Source organism: Acidovorax sp. 22279 (assembly GCF_052045435.1).
GTDB classification, from domain to species: Bacteria; Pseudomonadota; Gammaproteobacteria; order Burkholderiales; family Burkholderiaceae_C; genus Acidovorax; species Acidovorax delafieldii.
In genome coordinates this window covers 601,750-620,187 of record NZ_JBQEOV010000001.1, presented here as the reverse complement: position 1 = coordinate 620,187, position 18,438 = coordinate 601,750, and the positions used below count along the sequence as shown (strand labels likewise).

Below are 18,438 nucleotides of genomic sequence, written 5' to 3'. Positions count from 1 at the left end.
TCGGGTCAATGAATGCAATGGCCGGCCATATTAGTCGCGTTGGCATCCCCTACAGCTGCAATGCCCTCGGCCGGCGAAATGGGCGCTGCCTAGGTCAGGGACGCCGAGCAAGGGCCGCCCCGCAGTGAGGGCGTCGTCCCCCTGAGGGGGAAGGCGCCGAAGGCGACTCAGGGGGGGGCTACGGTCTGGTCATCTTGCAGTCCGTGCCTTGCGCCAGCTCATTGCCGGTGTAGGCGGCATCGGTGCGAAAGCCGTAGTTCGTGCCTTCCCAGCCCACCTTCACGGTCTTGCCGTCCACCGGCGCGATGGTGTTGACCACCTGGGGCAGCAGCAGCTGGTGGTCTTCGCCGCGCATGCGCACCGGGCCCACCACCGAGTCGAGGGTCAGGTCTTCCAGCGCGCGCGCCACCTTCACCGGGTCGGTGGACTGGGCCTTGTTGATGGCGGCGGCGAGGAAGCGCGGCGTCATCTCGATGCGCGGCGCGAGAAAGTCCTTGCCCGTCTTGGCCTTGTAGGTCTTGGCCAGCGCGTCCACCTTGGGGGTGTCGGCCTGGCCGGGGTGCCATTCGGCCACCCAGGTCAGCTGGCCTTGCTTGGCCTGCGATACCGCCAGCACCGTGCCGGGGATGGAGCCCGCGCTGTGGTTGAAGTAGCGCAGGTTGTAGCCCGCGTCACCCGCCGCTTTCAGCAGCAGCGTCATGTCCTGCCCCCAGTTGCCGGTGATGACCGAGTCGGCCTCGGTGCTCTTGACCTTAGCGAGGTAGGGCGCAAAGTCCTTCACGCGGCCGATGGGGTGCAGCGCCTCGCCCACAAACTGGATGTCTGGCCGCGCCAGGCCCACCATCTCGCGGCCATAGTGCGCCCACTGCTTGCCGTGCGCGTAGTCCTGGTTGAGCAGGTACACCTTCTTGATGTCCGGCTGCTTCTTGATGTAGTTGGCGATGGCCTTCATCTTCATGGCCGTGTTGGCCTCGAACTGGAAGTGCCAGAAGTTGCAGGCCTTGCCCGTCAGCTCGGGGTCGATGGAGGAGTGGTTCAGCACCAGGATCTCCTTGCCCGGGTTGCGCTGGTTGTGGCGCGCTGCCGCCTGCACCAGCGCCGTGACCACCGATGAGCCCGAGCCGCCCGTCACGATGGCCTTGGCTCCCTGGTCAATGGCCGCCTGCAGCGCGCTCTGGCTCTCTTGCGCCGAGAGCTTGCTGTCGAACTGCAGCAGCTGCAGCTTGGTGCCCTTGAGCACGCCGCCCTTGGCGTTGATGTCCTCGATGGCGTACTGCGTGTGGGTGAGCATCAGCTCACCCACGTTGGCGAACGGGCCCGACAGCGGATCGATGTAGGCGACCTTGAAGGTCTCCTGCGCGCTGGCGGCCGTGCCGATGAGTAGTGCCGCCGCAGCGGCCAGGGGGGTGAGGAACACGGTTTTCATGGGTTTTGTCTCCGGTGGTTGTTGTGCTTGGTGTAGGGGGGCTGCGGTGCGCGTCAGGCTGGGTTGCGCTTGCGGGTTCGCCGCAGCCCCAGCACACGCCAGGCCAGCTGCGCCAGCTCCTGCGCCACCTCGTCTTGCGACAGGCGGCCGTCAGGGCGGTACCAGTTGTAGAGAAAGCCGGGCAGGCTGCAGGCGGCCAGGGCGGTGATCTTGGTGTCGTTGAACTCGAACATGCCGTCGTCGCGGCCCTGTTCGAGCAGCGCGCACAGCCGGTCGTAGAAGTGGTTCGCCAGGTCCTTTTGCGCCGCCAGGTACTCGGGCCGGTACACCTGCGGCTCGCGGTACGGGAAGAAGGCCGAGGGGTGGTGCTCCAGCGTGGCGCGGATCAGCCGCTCGATGCCTTCCGTCACCTTCACATGGGCAGGCCGGTCATCGTCCGCCGCAAAGTCCATCGCAGTGAAACACGCCACGGCAGGCGCCCACGACAGCGTCTCGAAGATCTCCTGCTTGTTGCGAAAGTAGTAGTACACAAAGGGCTTGGTCACGCCCAGCTGCTGCACGATCTGCTCAATGGTGGTGTTGGCGTAGCCCTGCGCATCGAACAGCGCCTCGGCCGCGCGCAAGATGCGTTCGCGCTTCTCGTCCGACCCGGCCGTGGCGGCCTTCTGGCGGCCGCTGGCCTGCACGGGGGGCTGCTGGTTCATCGGTGTCCTTTGCGCGACGTTGGAGTTATACCCATGGGTAGCATTGTTCTACCGAGCGGTATATATTGGCAAGACGCTGGCGGGTGAGGGTGCTCAGAGAAAACCCTGAGTGGCCGCCAAGAACCAGCGATTTCAGACACCTCGGAGACAACGCCATGCCTTCTGCCGCACCGCAGCTGCTGCTGCACGAACACCTGCGCCGTCACGCGCGCGAAACGCCCGACCGCATCGCCTACCTCTGGTACGGCCAGCCCCTCACCTGGGCGCAGCTTGATGCGGCCAGTGATGCATTTGCCGCGCACCTGCAGGCGCTGGGTGTGGCCAAGGGCGAGCCCGTGGCACTGTTCATGAACAACTGCCCGCAGTACGTGATGGCGCACTACGGCATCCAGAAGATCGGCGCCATCGTCTGCCCTTGCGGGCCGCTGAACAAGGAGCATGAGCTCGAATACCAGCTCACCGACCTGCAGGCGCGCGTGATCGTCGCGGCCGATGTGCTGCTGCCCGTGGTGGACAAGGTGCGCGCCAAGACTGCGCTGCAGCAGGTGTTTGTGGTGCGCTATGCCGAGCTGCTACCCGAGGGCACGCCCAGCATCGACGTACCCGCCGAGCTGCTGGCCATGCGCGCCGCCATGGCTCCGGTGCCTGCGGGCTGCGAAGACTTCTTGGCCACCACCCGCACCGGTGCGCGGCCTGCGCCCGTGGCGCTGTCGATGGATGACATTTCGCTCATGACCTATACCTCGGGCACCACCGGGTTGCCGAAGGGCGCGATGCTGAGCTACGGCAATGCCACCTTCAAGACCGCCGCGTCGGCCGACTGCAATGGCATGACGCCGCACGAAACGCTGCTGGCCGTGGCCCCGCTGTACCACATCGCCGGTATGGTGATGGGCGTGAACCTGCCCGTGTACACCGGCGCCACGGCCGTGCTGCTGTACCGTTTTGACCCGCTGGGCGTGGCCCAGGCGCTGGAGCGCCACCGCGTGACCTGGTGGTACAGCATCGCGCCCATGAACGGCGCGCTCATGCAGGTGCCCGGCGCACGCGAGATGGACTGGAGCGCGCTGCGCCGCAACCCAGTCACCAGCTTCGGCATCACCTTCACCGAGGCGCTGGCCCTGCAGTGGCAGCAGTTCGCGCCGAACTGCATTGCGCACGAGGCGGCCTACGGGCTGTCCGAAACGCACACCGTGGACACCGCCATGCCGGTGGACGCGATCCGCTGGGGCACCCAGGGCAAGCCCGTGCCGGGCAACACCCTGCGCATCGTCGACCCCGACACCGGCGCGCCGCTGGCCGTTGGCGAGGTGGGCGAGATCACCATCCACGGCCCCGGCAACTTCCAGGGCTACTGGAACAAGCCCGAGGCCACGGCCAAGACCCTGCGTGACGGCTGGGTCTACACCGGCGATATGGGCAAGATTGATGCGGACGGCTATGTCACCTTCATCGGCCGCTTCAAGGAAATGATCAAGGTGTCGGGCTACAGCGTGTTCCCCGAAGAGGTCGAGACCCTGCTCATCAAGCACCCCGCCGTGGCCCAGGCCGCCGTGATTGGCGTGCCCGATGCGGAAAAGGGTGAGGTGGTGCGCGCCTTCATCGTCAAGAAGTCCGGCCAGGAGGTGGACGCCGCCGGCCTGGTGGCCTGGTGCCGCGAGAACATGGCGCCCTACAAAGCCCCGCGCGAGGTGCGTTTCATCGACGCACTGCCCGCCACGGGCGCGGGCAAGGTGCTGCGCCGCCTGCTGCGTGATATTGCTTGAATGAGTGAAAAATTGGCTGCCGGTGCTAGTTGAATATGCGCTGGCAGCTATAAAAAATAGAGCGACTGCCCCATGCCATCTTCTGTTCTGTTCACCAAAGTGCTGGTTGCCAATCGGGGCGAAATCGCACTGCGCACCGTGCGCGCCCTGCACGACCTGGGCATCACCAGCGTGGCCGTGTATGCCGACGATGACGCCACCAGCCCCCATGTCCACGCAGCCAGTGCGGCCGTGTCGCTGGGCGCCACCGGCCCAGCGGCGTACCTGGACGGTGCGCGCCTCATCGCCATTGCGAAGGCGCAGGGCTGCGACGCCGTGCACCCGGGCTACGGCTTCTTGAGCGAGCGCGCCGACTTTGCCCGCGCGTGTGCCGAGGCGGGGCTGCGCTTCATCGGCCCCACGCCTGCGCAGCTCGCGCTGTTCGGCGACAAGGCGCAGGCCCGTGCGCTGGCGCAGCAGCAGGGCGTGCCGCTCATGCCCGGCACGCAGGCGGCGGTGTCTCTGGAGGAGGCCCAGGCCTTCTTCGCGCAGCACGCCCATGCTGGCATCGTCATCAAGGCCATCGGTGGCGGCGGCGGGCGGGGCATGCGCGCGGTGGCGTCGGCCGATGACTTGCCCGCTGCCTACGCGCGCTGTCGCAGCGAGGCGCAGGCCGCCTTTGGTGTGGACGGTGTGTACGTGGAGCGCCTGATGGGCAACGCCCGCCACATCGAGGTGCAGGTGCTGGGCGATGGGCGCGAGGTGATCGCCCTGGGCGAGCGCGAATGTACGCTGCAGCGGCGCTTTCAGAAGGTGGTGGAGATCGCGCCCAGCCCTTCGCTGCCCGCAGCGCTGCGCGAGCGGATCACCACCGCTGCCTTGTCGATGGCGCGGGCCGTGGCCTACGAGGGCCTGGGCACGTTTGAGTTTCTGGTGGACCTGGCCTCCAGCGACTTGCCGTTTGTGTTCATCGAATGCAACCCGCGCCTGCAGGTGGAGCACACCATCACCGAAGAGGTCACCGGCGTGGACCTGGTGCAGGCGCAGATCGCGCTGGCCGCAGGCTGCACGTTGCAGGACATCGGCCTCGACCCTGCCGCACCGCCTGCCGTGTTGGGCTTTGCCGTGCAGTGGCGCATCAACGCCGAGACGCTGGACGCACAGGGCAACGCCACCCCGGGCAGCGGTACGCTCAGCCGCTTTGACCTGCCCGCAGGCCCCGGCGTGCGCGTGGACACGCACGGCGCAGCAGGCGCCACGCCGTCGCCGCACTACGACACGCTGCTGGCCAAGCTCATCGTGCACACGCGCAGCCCGCGTTTTGCCGATGCGCTGCGCCGCTCGCAGCGCGCGCTGGCCGAGTGTCGCATCGAGGGTGTGGCCACCAACCTCGCGCTACTGCAGGCGCTGGCAACACGGCCCGAAATGGAGAGCCAGCAGGTGCACACGCGCTGGCTGGAGTCGGTGCTGCCAGAGCTTCTGGTTGCTACTAAAAATATAGCTATCAAGGCAGATTCGACTAGCGCTACAGGGAAAAAAGAAACGCATGTCGCCTCTGACACCCCTGACGGCGCCGTGCTGGCCCCCATGCCCGCCCGCCTGGTGCAGCTGAGCGTGGCCGAGGGCGACGTGGTCGCCGCAGGCGCTGAGCTGGCCGTGCTCGAAGCCATGAAGATGGAGCACGTGCTGCTGGCCCTGCACGCAGGCCGCGTGGGCGCGCTGCTGGCCGTGGCCGGTGGCTACGTCGCGCAGGGGCAGCCGCTGCTGGTGCTGGAGGCTTTGGACGATGCGGCCGATGTCGAAGTGCAGGGCAGCACGGCACATGACCCGGACCACATCCGCGCCGACCTGCAACGCGTCATCGACCGCCACGCCTTCACGCTCGACGCCGCGCGCCCCGACGCCATGGCCAAGCGCCACGCGCAAGGCGGCCGCTCCGCGCGCGAGAACATTGCCGACCTGTGTGACGACGGCAGCTTCATCGAATATGGTGCCCTCGCCATCGCCGCGCAAACGCGCCGCCGCAGCAAGGAAGACCTGATTGCCAACACGCCCGCCGATGGCATGGTCACGGGCATTGGCGGCATCAACGGTGCACTGTTTGGCGAGGTGAAATCCCGCGCGGTGGTCATGTCGTATGACGCCACCGTGCTCGCAGGCACCCAGGGCGCACGCAATCATGCCAAGACCGACCGCATGCTCGGCATCGCGCTGGCCCAGAAGCTGCCCGTGGTGCTGTTCGCCGAGGGCGGCGGCGGGCGCCCGGGCGACACCGACATGCCCGTGGTGGCGGGGCTGCATGTGCACACCTTCGCCAGCTACGCGGCGCTGTCGGGCCAGGTGCCAGTCATCGGCATCGCCGCTGGGCGCTGCTTTGCGGGCAACGCGGCGCTGCTGGGCTGCAGCGACGTGATCATTGCCACGCGCGCTAGCAACATCGGCATGGGCGGCCCGGCCATGATCGAAGGCGGTGGGCTGGGCGTCTTCAAGCCCGAGCAGATCGGCCCGAGCCGCGTGCAGCATGCCAACGGCGTGATCGACGTGCTGGTCGATGACGAGGCCGGGGCGGTGCAGGCCGCGCGCCACTATCTGTCGTTCTTCCAGGGCCGCACATCGCAGTGGTCTGCACCCGACCAGCGCCTGCTGCGCGCCGTGGTGCCCGAGAACCGCCTGCGCGTGTACGACACCCGCACGGCGATGGCGGGCCTGGTGGACGACGGCAGCCTGCTGCTGCTGCGCACCGGCTTCGGTGCGGGCATCCACACGGCGCTGGCGCGCATCGAAGGCCGCCCTGTGGGCCTGCTGGCCAACAACCCGCAACACCTGGGCGGCGCCATCGACGCCGATGCGGCCGACAAGGGCGCGCGCTTCATGCAGCTGTGTAACGCGCATGGCCTGCCCATCGTGAGCCTGGTGGACACGCCCGGCTTCATGGTCGGCCCCGAGGTCGAAGCCACGGCCCAGGTGCGCCACGTGAGCCGCCTGTTCGTCACCGCCGCCAGCCTGCGTGTACCCACCTTCAGCGTGGTGCTGCGCAAGGGTTACGGCCTGGGCGCCATGGGCATGACGGCCGGGGGCTTCCATGCGCCCGTGTTCACTGTCGCCTGGCCCACGGGCGAGTTCGGCGCCATGGGGCTCGAAGGCGCCGTGCGCCTAGGCTTTCGCAAGGAGCTGGAGGCGCTGCCCGAGGGCGCCGAGCGCGACGCGCTGTTTGCCAAGCTGCTGGCCAAGTCCTACGCCAACGGCGAGGCGATGCACATGGCCGCCACGCTGGAGATCGACGCGGTGATCGACCCGGCCGACACGCGGGCCTGGCTGGCGCGGGGGCTGGCGTCGGCGCAGGTGGCTCCGCTGGGTCCACGTTGCATCGATACCTGGTGAAGCAGCACGGCACCTGGCACGGTGGTGCCTATCGGTGCATCAGGGCGAGTTTTGCGCCGAGCCCGACAAACGCGGCCGCAAAGCCGCGGCGCAGCCACACCTGCGCGCCGGGGCGCTGCAGCACCTGGTCACGAAACCGGGCGGCAAAGACGCCATAGCCCAAGAACACCACAAAGGTCATTGCCATGAAGACCAGCGAGAGCTGGACCATGCGCCACGCGGGCTGCGCTTCACCCGGTGCGATGAACTGCGGCAGAAAGGTGAGGAAGAACAGCGACAGCTTGGGGTTGAGCAGGTTGATCAGCATGGCTTCCGCGATACGCCCACCGGCTGTGCGTGCGGGTGCGTCAGTGCGAACCTCCAGTGTGGCGGGCGAGCGCCACGTGGCCCAGCCCATGTAGACCAGGTAGGCGACCCCCGCGTAGCGCAGGACTTCGAATGCCGTGGCGCTGGCGTTGAGAAGTGCGGCCAGCCCGGTGATCGCCGCCAGCAGGTGCGGCACGATGCCGAGCGTGCAGCCCAGCGCCGTCACGGCGGCGGCTCGCGCGCCGCCCGAGAGCCCGGCCGCCACGGTCAGCAGGGTTCCTGGCCCCGGCGAGATGACCACGATGAGAGAGGTGATGAGGAATTCGATGCCCATGGCGAGGGGCCGCGCGGCGGCGTGAAGTGGCGATGCCCGCAGCATCCGCCAACCCCCGCACAACGGTCTTGAACGAAATTGCAGGGGCCGGGCTGTCAGCCGCGTGCGCGAACGTAGGCGCCGGGTGTGATGCCAAAGCTGCGCGTGAAGAGGCGCGTCAGGTGGCTTTGGTCGGCAAAGCCACTGGCTGCGGCGACATCGGCCAGGGGCGTACCCGCGCCCATCAGATGGCGCGCAAGTTGCAGTCGGCGCTGCAGCAGGTAGGCGTGTGGCGTGAGGCCCGTGGCCTGGGCAAATTGGCGCACAAGCTGGTAGCGGCTCAAATTTGCTGCATCGGCCAGTTGCGCGAGACTCCAGGGCTCGGTGGGATCGTCGTCCATCATGGTGCGAGCCCTGGTGATGGTCGCGGCGGATTGTTGGTGGCCCTTCGGCCGCAGCAGCCCGCTCAGCACGTGCAACAAGCATTCCTCAACATGCAGCGCTGCGGCCGAGTGGTTGGGGCGGTGGGTGGCCGCGTCGAACAGCGCCAGTACCTGGGCCGCCAGCCGCGCATCGCGCATCGTCGGAGCATGGAATTCGAAGGCGGAGCCGAGCGGGCCCGGATGCACCTCTGCCGCCAATGGCGCCACCAGGGCAGGCTCTAGGTAGAGCATGCGCCAGGCGCGTCCACGCTCGTCCAGCGGCATGCCATCGTGGACTTCGCCGGGGTTGACCGTGATGGTGTCGCCTGGGCCTGATTCCACAATCCCCCGGCCGCTGGCCGATTTCTGCGCACCCCGCTCGATCACGCCGAGGCCGAACTGCAAGTGCATGTGCCTGCCGAAGACGAGGCGGGAGTCGGCCTGCATTGCTTCGATGCCGGGCAGTGCGGTGGGCAGGAATCGGAAGGGTTTTTGCTGCATGGCGCGCGGCCTTGGGGTGGCGCGGGGCCATGATAAGCTGACCTGATCGTCCCTTTTTCCTACCCCAGTTTCACACGCGGAGACTCCCCATGCCCGGCCTTTTGCCCGATATCGACCCCGATGGTTTGCTTGAGTTTTCGGTGGTCTACACCGACCGCGCGCTCAACCACATGTCCAAGCGCTTCACCGGCGTGGTGCAGGACATCCTGGGCACGCTCAAAGAGGTCTACCACGCCCACACTGCCGTGCTGGTGCCCGGCAGCGGTACCTTCGGCATGGAGGCCGTGGCGCGCCAGTTTGCCAACAAGGAAAAGGTGCTCATCGTGCGCAACGGCTGGTTCAGCTACCGCTGGACGCAGATCTTTGATGCCGACAAGGGCCTGGGGGGTGGTTCCGTGGTGTGCAAGGCGCGCCAGCAGGGCAGTGGCCCGCAGGCGCCCTGGGCACCATGCCCCGCTGAGGAAGTCGCCGCTACCATCCGCGCTGAAAAGCCCAAGGTGGTGTTCGCGCCCCATGTGGAGACGGCCAGCGGCATCATCCTGTCCGACGACTACATCCGCACGCTGACGGCAGCTGCGCATGAGGTGGGCGCGCTGTTTGTGCTGGACTGCGTGGCGTCGGGCGCGATGTGGGTGGACATGCAGGCCACGGGCGTGGATGTGCTCATCAGCGCGCCGCAAAAGGGCTGGAGCGGATCGCCCTGCTGCGCCATGGTGATGCTGTCCGAGCGTGCGCGCGAAGCCATCGAGGGCACCACGAGCAGCAGCTTCTCGTGCGACCTCAAGAAGTGGATGCAGATTGCCGAGGGCTACGAAAAGGGCCAGCACGCGTACCACACCACCATGCCCACCGACGCGCTGGTGCGCCTGCGCGAGGTGATGGCCGAGACGCGTGAATATGGATTTTCCAAGGTGCGTGACGAGCAGATCGAACTGGGCGCCAAGGTGCGGGCGCTACTCGAATCGCGCGGCTTCCCCAGCGTGGCGGCCGACGGCTTCAAGGCGCCCGGCGTGGTGGTGAGCTACACCACCGACCCCGGCATCCAGAACGGCAAGAAGTTCATGGAAGTGGGCCTGCAGACTGCTGCGGGTGTGCCGCTGCAGTGCGATGAAGGGCCGGACTTCAAGACCTTCCGCATCGGCCTGTTTGGCCTGGAGAAGTGGCACAACGTGGACCGCACGGTGGGCCACCTGTCGAAGGCGCTGGACCAGATTGCGGCGGCGGCCTGACGGGTTGCGGTCCAAGTCGGCGGGCTTGCCCGGATGAACGCCGAGACTGATAGCGCAATTTTCGCCTTGCGCCGGGCCAAGCGCCAGGCACTGGGCCTATTGCTGCTGGTGACGGCGGTGTTCATCGCCACCAGCGTGGTCGAACGCGGCCTGCTGCTCAACTGCGTGAAAGCCATGGCTGAAGCCGCCATGGTGGGTGCGCTGGCCGACTGGTTTGCGGTGGTGGCGCTGTTCCGGCGCCCGCTGGGCCTGCCCATTCCGAACACAGCGGTCATTGCGCGCAACAAAGCGCGCATCGGCCGCAACCTCGCCACCTTTGTGCGCGATAAGTTCCTGGATGTGCCCTCGCTGGTGTCTCTGATCCGCCGGCACGACCCCGCCGAGCGGCTGGCGCAGTGGCTGACTGCCCCCGGCAACGCCGCGCTGCTGGGCCACCAGGCCACGCGCCTGGCATCGGCTGCGCTGGAGACGGTGCAGGACGCGCAGGTGGAGCGCTTCATCCACAAGGCCGCGCGTGCCTTGATCGGGCAGGTGGATATGTCGCGTGCCCTGGCGGCAGTGCTCGACACCCTCACGCACAATGGCCGTCACCAGGCGCTGCTGGACGACGTGCTGGCCAAGCTCATCGAACTGTTGCAGAACGAGCAAACCCGCACCTGGGTCGCGCAGTCCATCGTGGCCTGACTCAAGAAGGACCACCCGCGCACCGAGAAGTTGCTGCCCAGCGACTGGCTGGGCGACAAGGGCTCGGCCCTGCTGGCCCGCGCGCTGGAGAGCCTGATGGCCGATGTGGCCGCCAACCCGCAGCATGCACTGCGTGCGCGGTTTGATGTGGCGGTGCAGCGCTTTATCGAGCGTCTTCGCAGCGACCCGGAATGGGAGCGCAAGGGCGAGGAGATCCGCACCTGGTTGCAGACCGACGCCACGGTGGCAGGTTATGTGCAGACCTTGTGGCTGGATCTGCGCGGCGCTCTGCAACGCGACCTGGCCGATACCAACTCGGTGCTGGCGCGGCAGGTGGGCAAACTGGGGCTATGGCTGGGCGAGTCGCTGGCGGGGGACGCGGCGCTGCGGCAGTCGTTCAACGACCGGCTGGAGCGGTGGGTGGAGGGGCTGGCGCCAGATGTGTCCGCGTTCATTGCGCAGCACATCGAGGACACGGTGCTGCGGTGGGATACGGAAGAGATGACACAGCTGATTGAGCTGAACATTGGGAAGGATTTGCAGTACATCCGTATCAACGGCACCGTGGTGGGCGGGTTGATTGGGCTGGTGCTGTTTGCGGTGTCGCATGTGGGGGAGATGGGGCGGGCTTTGTGGGGCGGGTGAGGGCCGCTGAGCGCGGCGCAGCGTGGGAAAAGAGGCGATGCCCCCGTCACACCCCTCACAACAGCCGAAACACCAGCGACATCAGCACCGCCGCCAACACCACCTGCAGCCCCAGCGCCAACCCTGCATACGCCCCCGCTTCGGCATGCACCTGCAGCGCATGCGCCGCGCCGATGCCATGTGACGCCGTGCCCAGCGCAAAGCCCCGCAGCGCCATGCCTTGCGCGTCGGTGGGCAGGCGCATCAAGCCAAACAACCAGCGCGCAGACAGCGCCCCCACCATGCCCGTCAGCGCCGCGAACACGGCGGCCAGGGCGGGCACGCCGCCGATCTGTGCGGCGATACCCATGGCGACCGGGGCGGTGACGGATTTGGGGGCTAGCGACATCAGCACATCACCCGGCAGGTCCAGTGCCCAGCCCAGGCCTACAGCGCTGGCGGCCGCCGCGCTGCCACCCGCCAGCGAGGCCAGCACCAGCCGGCCCCAACGCGAGCGCAAGGCCGCGCGGCGCTGCCACAGGGGCCAGCCCAGCGCCACCACCGCAGGGCCCAGCAAGAAGTGGATGAACTGCGCGCCCGCAAAGTACGTGGGATAGGCCGTGCCGGTGGCCAGCATGACCGTGGCCAGAATGGCCACCGACAGCATCACCGGGTTGGCCCAGGGCGCGTGCCCCGAGCGCACCGACAGAGCCTGCGCCAGCACATACACCGCCAGCGTTGCGGTCAGCCCGAACAGTGGGGCCGATGCCAGGTACACCCACAGCTCAACGAAGTTCGCCATGGTTCTCCTTGGGATGCAAAAGACGCAGCACCAGCGCCGTCACGGCCATACCGACCCAGGTGGACAGCACAATCACCGCCACCAGCTGCAGGCCATAGGTGCTCAGCAGCGCCAGATGGGTCATCACCCCCACGCCCACCGGCACAAACAGCAGCGACAGGTGCTGGAGCAAGAAGCCCGCCGCCGGGGCTACGGCATCCCGAACGGGCTGCCAATGCAAGGCTAGCAAGAGCAGCACCATGCCGACCACCGGCCCTGGGACCGGGAGCTTCAAAAAGTGAGACAGCGCCTCGCCCCCCGACTGCATGAGCAGAAGAAAGGCCAGCCCTTGCAGCGCCTTCATGGCGATCAGAAACGCGGCAGGTCGGGGTGCTTGATCTGCCCCCCACGCACCAGCATCTTCCCGTACTCCGCGCACCGGTTCAGCGTGGGGATTACCTTGCCGGGGTTCAGCAACCCTGCCGGATCAAACGCGTGCTTGAGCCCGAACATCTGCGCGTTCTCAGCCGCAGAAAACTGCACGCACATGCTGTTGAGCTTCTCCACGCCCACGCCATGTTCGCCCGTCACCGTGCCGCCCATGGCCACGCTGGTTTCCAGAATGTCGGCGCCAAACAGCTCGCAGCGGTGCAGCTGGTCGGCGTCGTTCGCATCAAACAGGATCAGCGGGTGTAGGTTGCCGTCGCCCGCGTGGAACACGTTGGCGCAGCGCAGCTGGTACTTCTTTTCCATCTCCTGGATGGCGAGCAGGATGTCGGCCAAGCGCTTGCGCGGGATGGTCGAGTCCATGCACATGTAGTCGGGGCTGATGCGGCCGCTGGCGGGGAAGGCGTTCTTGCGGCCGCTCCAGAAGCGCAGGCGCTCGGCTTCGTCGTTGCTGACCGAGATGGCGGTGGCGCCTGCAGCGCGCAGCACGTCGCTCATGCGGCCGATTTCTTCCTCTACCTCTTCGGGTGTGCCGTCGCTCTCGCACAGCAGGATGGCTTCCGCAGTCAGGTCGTAGCCCGCATGCACAAAGTCCTCCACGGCAGCGGTCATGGGTTTGTCCATCATCTCCAGGCCAGCCGGGATGATGCCCGCCGCGATGACGGCAGCCACCGCGTCGCCCGCTTTGCGCACGTCGTCAAAGCTGGCCATGATGCAGCGCGCCAGCTGGGGCTTGGGGATGAGCTTGACGGTGACCTCGGTGGTCACGGCCAGCATGCCCTCGCTGCCGATCACGGCGGCCAGCAGGTCGTAGCCGGGGGCGTCGAGTGCCTCGCTGCCGAATTCGACGGGCTCGCCTTCCACCGTGAAGCCTTTCACCTTGAGCACGTTGTGCACGGTGAGGCCGTATTTGAGGCAGTGCACGCCGCCCGAGTTTTCGGCCACGTTGCCGCCGATGGTGCAGGCGATCTGGCTGCTGGGGTCGGGCGCGTAGTAGAGGTTGTAGGGTGCCGCCGCCTCGCTGATCGCCAGGTTGCGCACGCCACACTGCACCACGGCCGTGCGGCTTTCGGGGTTGATGTCGAGGATGCGGTTGAACTTGGCCAGCGACATCGTCACGCCCAGGGCGTGCGGCATGGCGCCGCCCGACAGGCCCGTGCCCGCACCGCGCGCCACCACCGGCACCTGCAGCCGGTGGCACACCTGCAGCACGGCCTGCACCTCGTCGTAGGTTTCCGGCAGGCACACCACCAGCGGGCGCTGGCGGTAGGCGGTGAGGCCGTCGCATTCGTAGGGCGTGGTGTCCTCGTTGTGCCAGAGCAGTGCGTGGGCGGGCAGCACGCGGCCCAGGGCCTGGACAACCTCGGCCTGGCGCGCGGCGCGTTCGGACAGGGCTACGGTGGGGTCGGCGGCAGTGTTCATGGCTGTCACTGTAGGGGATGGCTCGGTGCCCGGGCTTGAGCTTTTCTTCAGGGGATTGTGAAAAACACCGGATTGCTCACCAATTGATAGCTGCTGGTGCCTGTTGAGCAAGCGCTGGAGGCAAATTTGCCTGAACCTGATGGAGGCGGGCGCGGCTCGGGCGAGGGCGGCCGAGCAAGGGCCGCCTCGCAGCAAGGGCTGCGTCCCCCTTCCCGGCGCAGCCGAGAGAAGGGGGAAGGCGCCCAAGGCGACTCAGGGGGATACCTTTACTACGCCATGGTTTTGCGCAGCCACTCGGCAAACGCCGCGCATTCCCACCGGTCCATGGTGCCCGTGCGCCAGCACAGGTAGTGCGCGTGGGGGCTGGCGGTGTCGGTGTCAAACAGGCGCACCAGTGTGCCGTTCTCCAGCCAGGGCGCGCCCAGCTTCAGGCGTACCAGCGCCACGCCCATGCCGGCAGCGGCGCCGTCACACATCAGGCCGATGTCGTTGAACTGCGAGCCCTCGCTGGGCTCGGCCCAGTCGAGACCCGTGGCAGCAAACCAGGTGCGCCAAGGCTCCAGCGGGCTGCGCAGCAGGGGCACGCCCTCCAGGTCCTCGGGGCGGTCAAAGGGCCCGTGCTCGCGCACAAATGCGGGCGAGGCCAGGGGCGTGACCACGTCGCGCGCCAGCTCCACATGCTCCACGTCGGCATAGTGGCCGGGGCCAAAGCGCACCATCAGGTCGGCATCCTCGGCCACCACGTCCAGCAGCGGAATGGAGACCTGCAGCGCCAGGTCGATCTCGGGATAGGCCTCGGTGAACTGGCGCAGGCGGGGGATGAGAATGGTGCGCGCAAACGTGGGCGTCACGGCCAGCTTGAGCCGCCGGCGCCCTGGCGCGGCCGCCTGGCCGGGGAACCGCTGCAGCGCACCCAACCCCTCGCGCACATGGGCCAGGTAGGCGCTGCCCTCGGTGGTGAGCGAAAAATCGGCCCGGCCAAACAGCCGCACCCCCAGGATCTGCTCCAGCTGCTTGACGCGGTGGCTCACGGCGCTGGGCGTCACGCACAGCTCGTCGGCAGTCTGCGTCACGCTGCGCAGGCGGGCCAGGGCCTCGAACGTCAGCAGGCACTGGATGGGCGGAATGCGTCGTGCGGCGCTGCTGAGAAAAGAGGACGGAGCTGCCGTGGCCATGGGACGAAGCAATCTAGCGGAAGATCACCGTCTTGTGACCGTTCAGGATCACGCGGTGCTCGCTGTGCCACTTCACGGCGCGGGCCAGCACCTGGCTTTCGGTGTCGCGGCCACGGGCGGTGAGGTCTTCCACGGTGTCGGTGTGGTCCGCACGGGCCACGTCCTGTTCGATGATCGGGCCTTCGTCCAGGTCGGCCGTTACGTAGTGGGCCGTGGCGCCGATCAGCTTCACGCCCCGGTCATGGGCCTGGTAGTAAGGCTTGGCGCCCTTGAAGCTGGGCAGGAAGCTGTGGTGGATGTTGATGGCCCGACCGGCCAACTTTTGACATAGGTCAAGAGAAAGTATCTGCATGTAACGGGCCAATACCACCAACTCGGCCCCTTCGCCCTCGATAATCTCAAACTGTTTGGCTTCGGCCTGGGCCTTGGTGCTGCCCGTCATCGGGATGTGATGAAACGGCACGTTGTAGCTGGCCGCCAGCTGGTAGAAGTCGCGGTGGTTGCTGATGATGGCGCGGATGTCAATGGGCAGCAGGCCACTCTTCCAGCGGAACAGCAGGTCGTTGAGGCAGTGGCCTTCCTTGCTGACCATGAGCACGGTTTTCATGGGGGCTGCCGTGGCGTGCAGGCTCCAGTGCATGTTGTAGGGCTCGGCAAAGCTGGTCAGGCGCGCTTTGAGGGTGGGGTGGTCGTGCTGGTCGCAGGCAAACTGCACCCGCATGAAGAACAGGCCCGTGGCGTGGTCGTTGTACTGCGCGGCTTCTTCGATGTTGCCGCCATGCTCCAGCAAAAAGCCGGAGACGGCGTGCACCAGCCCCAGGCGGTCGGGGCAGGACAGGGTAAGGATGTAGGCGTTGGTCATAGCTGTGCAATTGTCGCAGCAAGGGCCAAAGGCCGTGAAACCGTGAAATCAACAAGGAGCGCAAGAAGCGCAATGGGCAACGAGGGCTATGCCTCATCACTGGTCCCCTGGCGGGGCATGCTGCTGTACCTGGTGCTGGGGGTGGCCTGGGTGTTTGCGGGCGATGTGTTGCTGGCCCACTGGGTGACCGACCCGGCCCTGTTGACCCGTTTCCAGACCTGGAAGGGCTGGGGCTATGTGGCGCTGACCAGCGGCCTGGCCTGGTGGCTGCTGCGGCGCATGCGCCGCGCCGAAAAGGTGCGCATGGCCATGGCGCAGGAGCTGACGCAGATCGTGCGCCATGCGCCGGCCGGGTTTGCGCGGGTGGCGCTGGACGGCAGCTTTTTGTGGGCCAACGCCCGCCTGTGCGACCTGCTGGGGGCCACGCCCGCGCAGACGCTGGGCCTCAATTTTCGCGATGTGATGATCGCCCAGGATCCTGACTGGGCGGCGTCGCAGCTGGAGCGCCTGCTGGCTGGCGAGATCGACCACTATGTGGGCGAGCGCCACTGCCTGCGGCTGGACAACGGCCGCCGGGCGCCTGTGCTGTGCACCGTGACGCTGGCGCCCGAAGTGGGCGATGAGCCCGCGCACCTGGTGTGTGTGGTGCAGGACCTCGACGAGATCAAGGCCGCGCGTGCGGCGCTGCAGCGCAGCGAGGCCCGCCAGCGCCTGGCAGCCACAGTGGTGGACAACACCATGGAGGGCGTGGTGGTGACTGACGCCCACAGCCGCATCCTGTCGGTCAACGCGGCGTTCACCCGCCTGCTGGGCTATACCGAGGAGGAGCTGCTGGGCAAGACCCCGCGCGTCTTCAAGTCGGGCCGCCACGACAAGGCTTTTTATGAGGCGATGTGGTCGGCGCTGACCGAAACCGGGTACTGGCAGGGCGAGATCTGGAACCGCCGCAAGAACGGCGAGATCTTCCCGGAGCACATGTCCCTGTCGGCCGTGCGCGACCCGGCGGGCGAGATCACGCACTACGTGTGCATGTTCACCGACATCTCCGAAGAAAAGGCCCAGCAGCGGCAACTGGAATACTTGGCGCACAACGACCCGCTCACGGGCTTGTCCAACCGCACCTGGTTCGGACACCAGCTGGAGCTAGCGGTGCAGGAGGCGCAAGGCAGTGGCGAGCACATCGCCGTGCTGCTGCTCAACCTGGACCGCTTCAAGGACGTGAACGACAGCTACGGCCATGCCACGGGCGACGAGGTGCTCAAACACATTGCGCGGCAGGTGCAGTCCGCCCTGCGGCCCGGAGACGTGCTGGGGCGCATGGCGGGTGACGAGCTGGCCGTGGTGGCGCGCAACCTGCGCCATGCCGATGGTGCCGCCGCCGTGGCGCGCCACCTGATCCGCGCCGTGGCCGAGCCCTGGCGTTCGCCCGACGGGCTCGAGGTGGTGGCGGGCGTCAGTGTGGGCATCTGCATGTTCCCGGAGCACGCTGGCACCACCGAGCTGCTGCTGCAGGGCGCCCACGCGGCGGTCTATGGCGCCAAGGCGCGCGGCCGGGGGGCGTGGTGCTTCTTCCACGAGGCCATGACCCAGGCGGCCCGCGAGCGGCTGGAGCTGGAGTCGCGCCTGCGCCTGGCGCTGGCCCAGGGCCATCTGCAGATGTACTACCAGCCCCAGATCGACATTGCCACCGGTCGCATCCAGGGCGCCGAAGCCCTGGTGCGCTGGAACGACCCGCAAGAGGGGCTGATCTCCCCCGCGCGCTTCATTCCCGTGGCCGAGACCTCGGGCGTCATCGGCCCGCTGGGGGAATGGGTGGTGCGCGAGGTCTGCCGTCAGGGCCAGCAATGGCGTGATGCGGGGCTGCCACCGCTGACCCTGGCGCTGAATGTGTCACCGCGCCAGTTCCACCTGACCGACTTGGCCGGTTGCACGGCGGCCGCGCTGCAGGCCAGCGGGTTCCCCGCGGCACTGCTGGAGCTGGAGATCACCGAAAGCGCCCTGGCCGAACGTACCGAAGAAGCCCGCCAGGTGCTGGTGCGCCTGCGCGAGCTGGGGGTACGCATCGCGGTGGATGACTTCGGCACCGGCTATTCGTCGCTGGCGCAGCTCAAGCGGTTTCCCATCGACGTGCTCAAGATCGACCAGGGATTCATCCGCGATATTCCGCAAAGCGAGGACGACATGGCCATCAGCGCCGCCATCATTGCCATGGGGCACAGCATGGGCCTGTCGGTGCTGGCCGAGGGGGTGGAGACCGAGGGCCAGCTGGCCTTTCTGCGCGAACGGGGCTGCGACGCCTACCAGGGCTACCTGTGCAGCCGCCCTGTACCCGCCGACGATTTTGTGGCGCTGCTGCGCGCGCAGGCGGAGCCTGCCGCTGCGCAGGGCTGAATAGGGTGAACAGGCCCTGAGTGCG

Annotated in this window: 13 protein-coding genes and 1 pseudogene; 5 read left to right on the top strand and 9 right to left on the bottom strand. The window is 67.4% G+C overall.

Features of this window, described 5'->3' with window-relative positions; genetic code table 11:
• Nucleotides 1-178: 178 nt before the first annotated feature.
• On the bottom strand, nt 179-1,426 hold the full coding sequence (locus ACTJKQ_RS02700) for a branched-chain amino acid ABC transporter substrate-binding protein (RefSeq protein WP_436078230.1): 1,248 nt from the start codon (nt 1,424-1,426) through the stop codon (nt 179-181).
• Between the two features lie 53 nt (nt 1,427-1,479).
• Nucleotides 1,480-2,130: a TetR/AcrR family transcriptional regulator gene (locus ACTJKQ_RS02695; protein WP_063459232.1), complete on the bottom strand. Its 651-nt coding sequence runs from the start codon at nt 2,128-2,130 to the stop codon at nt 1,480-1,482.
• Nucleotides 2,131-2,285: 155 nt separating this feature from the next.
• On the opposite strand from ACTJKQ_RS02695, the gene ACTJKQ_RS02690 reads away from it, so the two are divergent.
• Nucleotides 2,286-3,896: an AMP-binding protein gene (locus ACTJKQ_RS02690; RefSeq protein ID WP_440595918.1), complete on the top strand. Its 1,611-nt coding sequence runs from the start codon at nt 2,286-2,288 to the stop codon at nt 3,894-3,896.
• A gap of 87 nt (nt 3,897-3,983) precedes the next feature.
• Nucleotides 3,984-7,256: a carboxyl transferase domain-containing protein gene (locus ACTJKQ_RS02685; RefSeq protein ID WP_440595934.1), complete on the top strand. Its 3,273-nt coding sequence runs from the start codon at nt 3,984-3,986 to the stop codon at nt 7,254-7,256.
• Nucleotides 7,257-7,284: 28 nt separating this feature from the next.
• Here the strand turns inward: ACTJKQ_RS02685 and ACTJKQ_RS02680 are convergent, their stop codons facing one another.
• Nucleotides 7,285-7,896, bottom strand: coding sequence for a LysE family translocator (locus ACTJKQ_RS02680; protein ID WP_440595917.1), 612 nt, complete (start codon nt 7,894-7,896; stop codon nt 7,285-7,287).
• Between the two features lie 95 nt (nt 7,897-7,991).
• Nucleotides 7,992-8,798 carry a helix-turn-helix domain-containing protein gene (locus ACTJKQ_RS02675; protein WP_440595916.1) on the bottom strand — a complete coding sequence of 269 codons (807 nt, stop codon included), beginning with the start codon at nt 8,796-8,798 and terminating at the stop codon, nt 7,992-7,994.
• 89 nt (nt 8,799-8,887) lie between these two features.
• On the opposite strand from ACTJKQ_RS02675, the gene ACTJKQ_RS02670 reads away from it, so the two are divergent.
• Both ACTJKQ_RS02670 and ACTJKQ_RS02665 read left to right on the top strand, forming a co-directional pair.
• Nucleotides 8,888-10,027, top strand: coding sequence for an aminotransferase class V-fold PLP-dependent enzyme (locus ACTJKQ_RS02670; protein WP_116748696.1), 1,140 nt, complete (start codon nt 8,888-8,890; stop codon nt 10,025-10,027).
• Nucleotides 10,028-10,060: 33 nt separating this feature from the next.
• A pseudogene (locus ACTJKQ_RS02665) lies at nt 10,061-11,356 on the top strand (DUF445 domain-containing protein).
• 55 nt (nt 11,357-11,411) lie between these two features.
• On the opposite strand, the gene ACTJKQ_RS02660 reads toward ACTJKQ_RS02665, so the two are convergent.
• The 5 genes from ACTJKQ_RS02660 to purU all read right to left on the bottom strand — a co-directional run bounded on the left by ACTJKQ_RS02660 (nt 11,412) and on the right by purU (nt 16,022).
• Nucleotides 11,412-12,137 (bottom strand): LrgB family protein, encoded by a 726-nt coding sequence (locus ACTJKQ_RS02660; protein WP_440595915.1) that lies wholly within the window; start codon nt 12,135-12,137, stop codon nt 11,412-11,414.
• Complete coding sequence (locus ACTJKQ_RS02655) at nt 12,121-12,480, bottom strand: CidA/LrgA family protein (RefSeq protein ID WP_440595914.1); 360 nt, start codon at nt 12,478-12,480, stop codon at nt 12,121-12,123. Before ACTJKQ_RS02655 ends, ACTJKQ_RS02660 begins: the two co-directional genes overlap by 17 nt.
• A gap of 5 nt (nt 12,481-12,485) precedes the next feature.
• On the bottom strand, nt 12,486-13,985 hold the full coding sequence (locus ACTJKQ_RS02650) for an FAD-linked oxidase C-terminal domain-containing protein (protein WP_056059869.1): 1,500 nt from the start codon (nt 13,983-13,985) through the stop codon (nt 12,486-12,488).
• A gap of 269 nt (nt 13,986-14,254) precedes the next feature.
• A complete protein-coding gene (locus tag ACTJKQ_RS02645) occupies nt 14,255-15,160 on the bottom strand; it encodes a LysR substrate-binding domain-containing protein (RefSeq protein ID WP_056059867.1) in 906 nt (301 codons plus the stop codon).
• A 13-nt stretch (nt 15,161-15,173) separates the two neighbouring features.
• Nucleotides 15,174-16,022: a formyltetrahydrofolate deformylase gene (gene purU / locus ACTJKQ_RS02640; RefSeq protein WP_056059864.1), complete on the bottom strand. Its 849-nt coding sequence runs from the start codon at nt 16,020-16,022 to the stop codon at nt 15,174-15,176.
• Between the two features lie 72 nt (nt 16,023-16,094).
• Here purU and ACTJKQ_RS02635 point away from each other — a divergent pair, with 72 nt between their 5' ends.
• On the top strand, nt 16,095-18,413 hold the full coding sequence (locus tag ACTJKQ_RS02635; protein ID WP_440595913.1) for a putative bifunctional diguanylate cyclase/phosphodiesterase: 2,319 nt from the start codon (nt 16,095-16,097) through the stop codon (nt 18,411-18,413).
• The last annotated feature ends 25 nt before the right edge of the window (nt 18,414-18,438 follow it).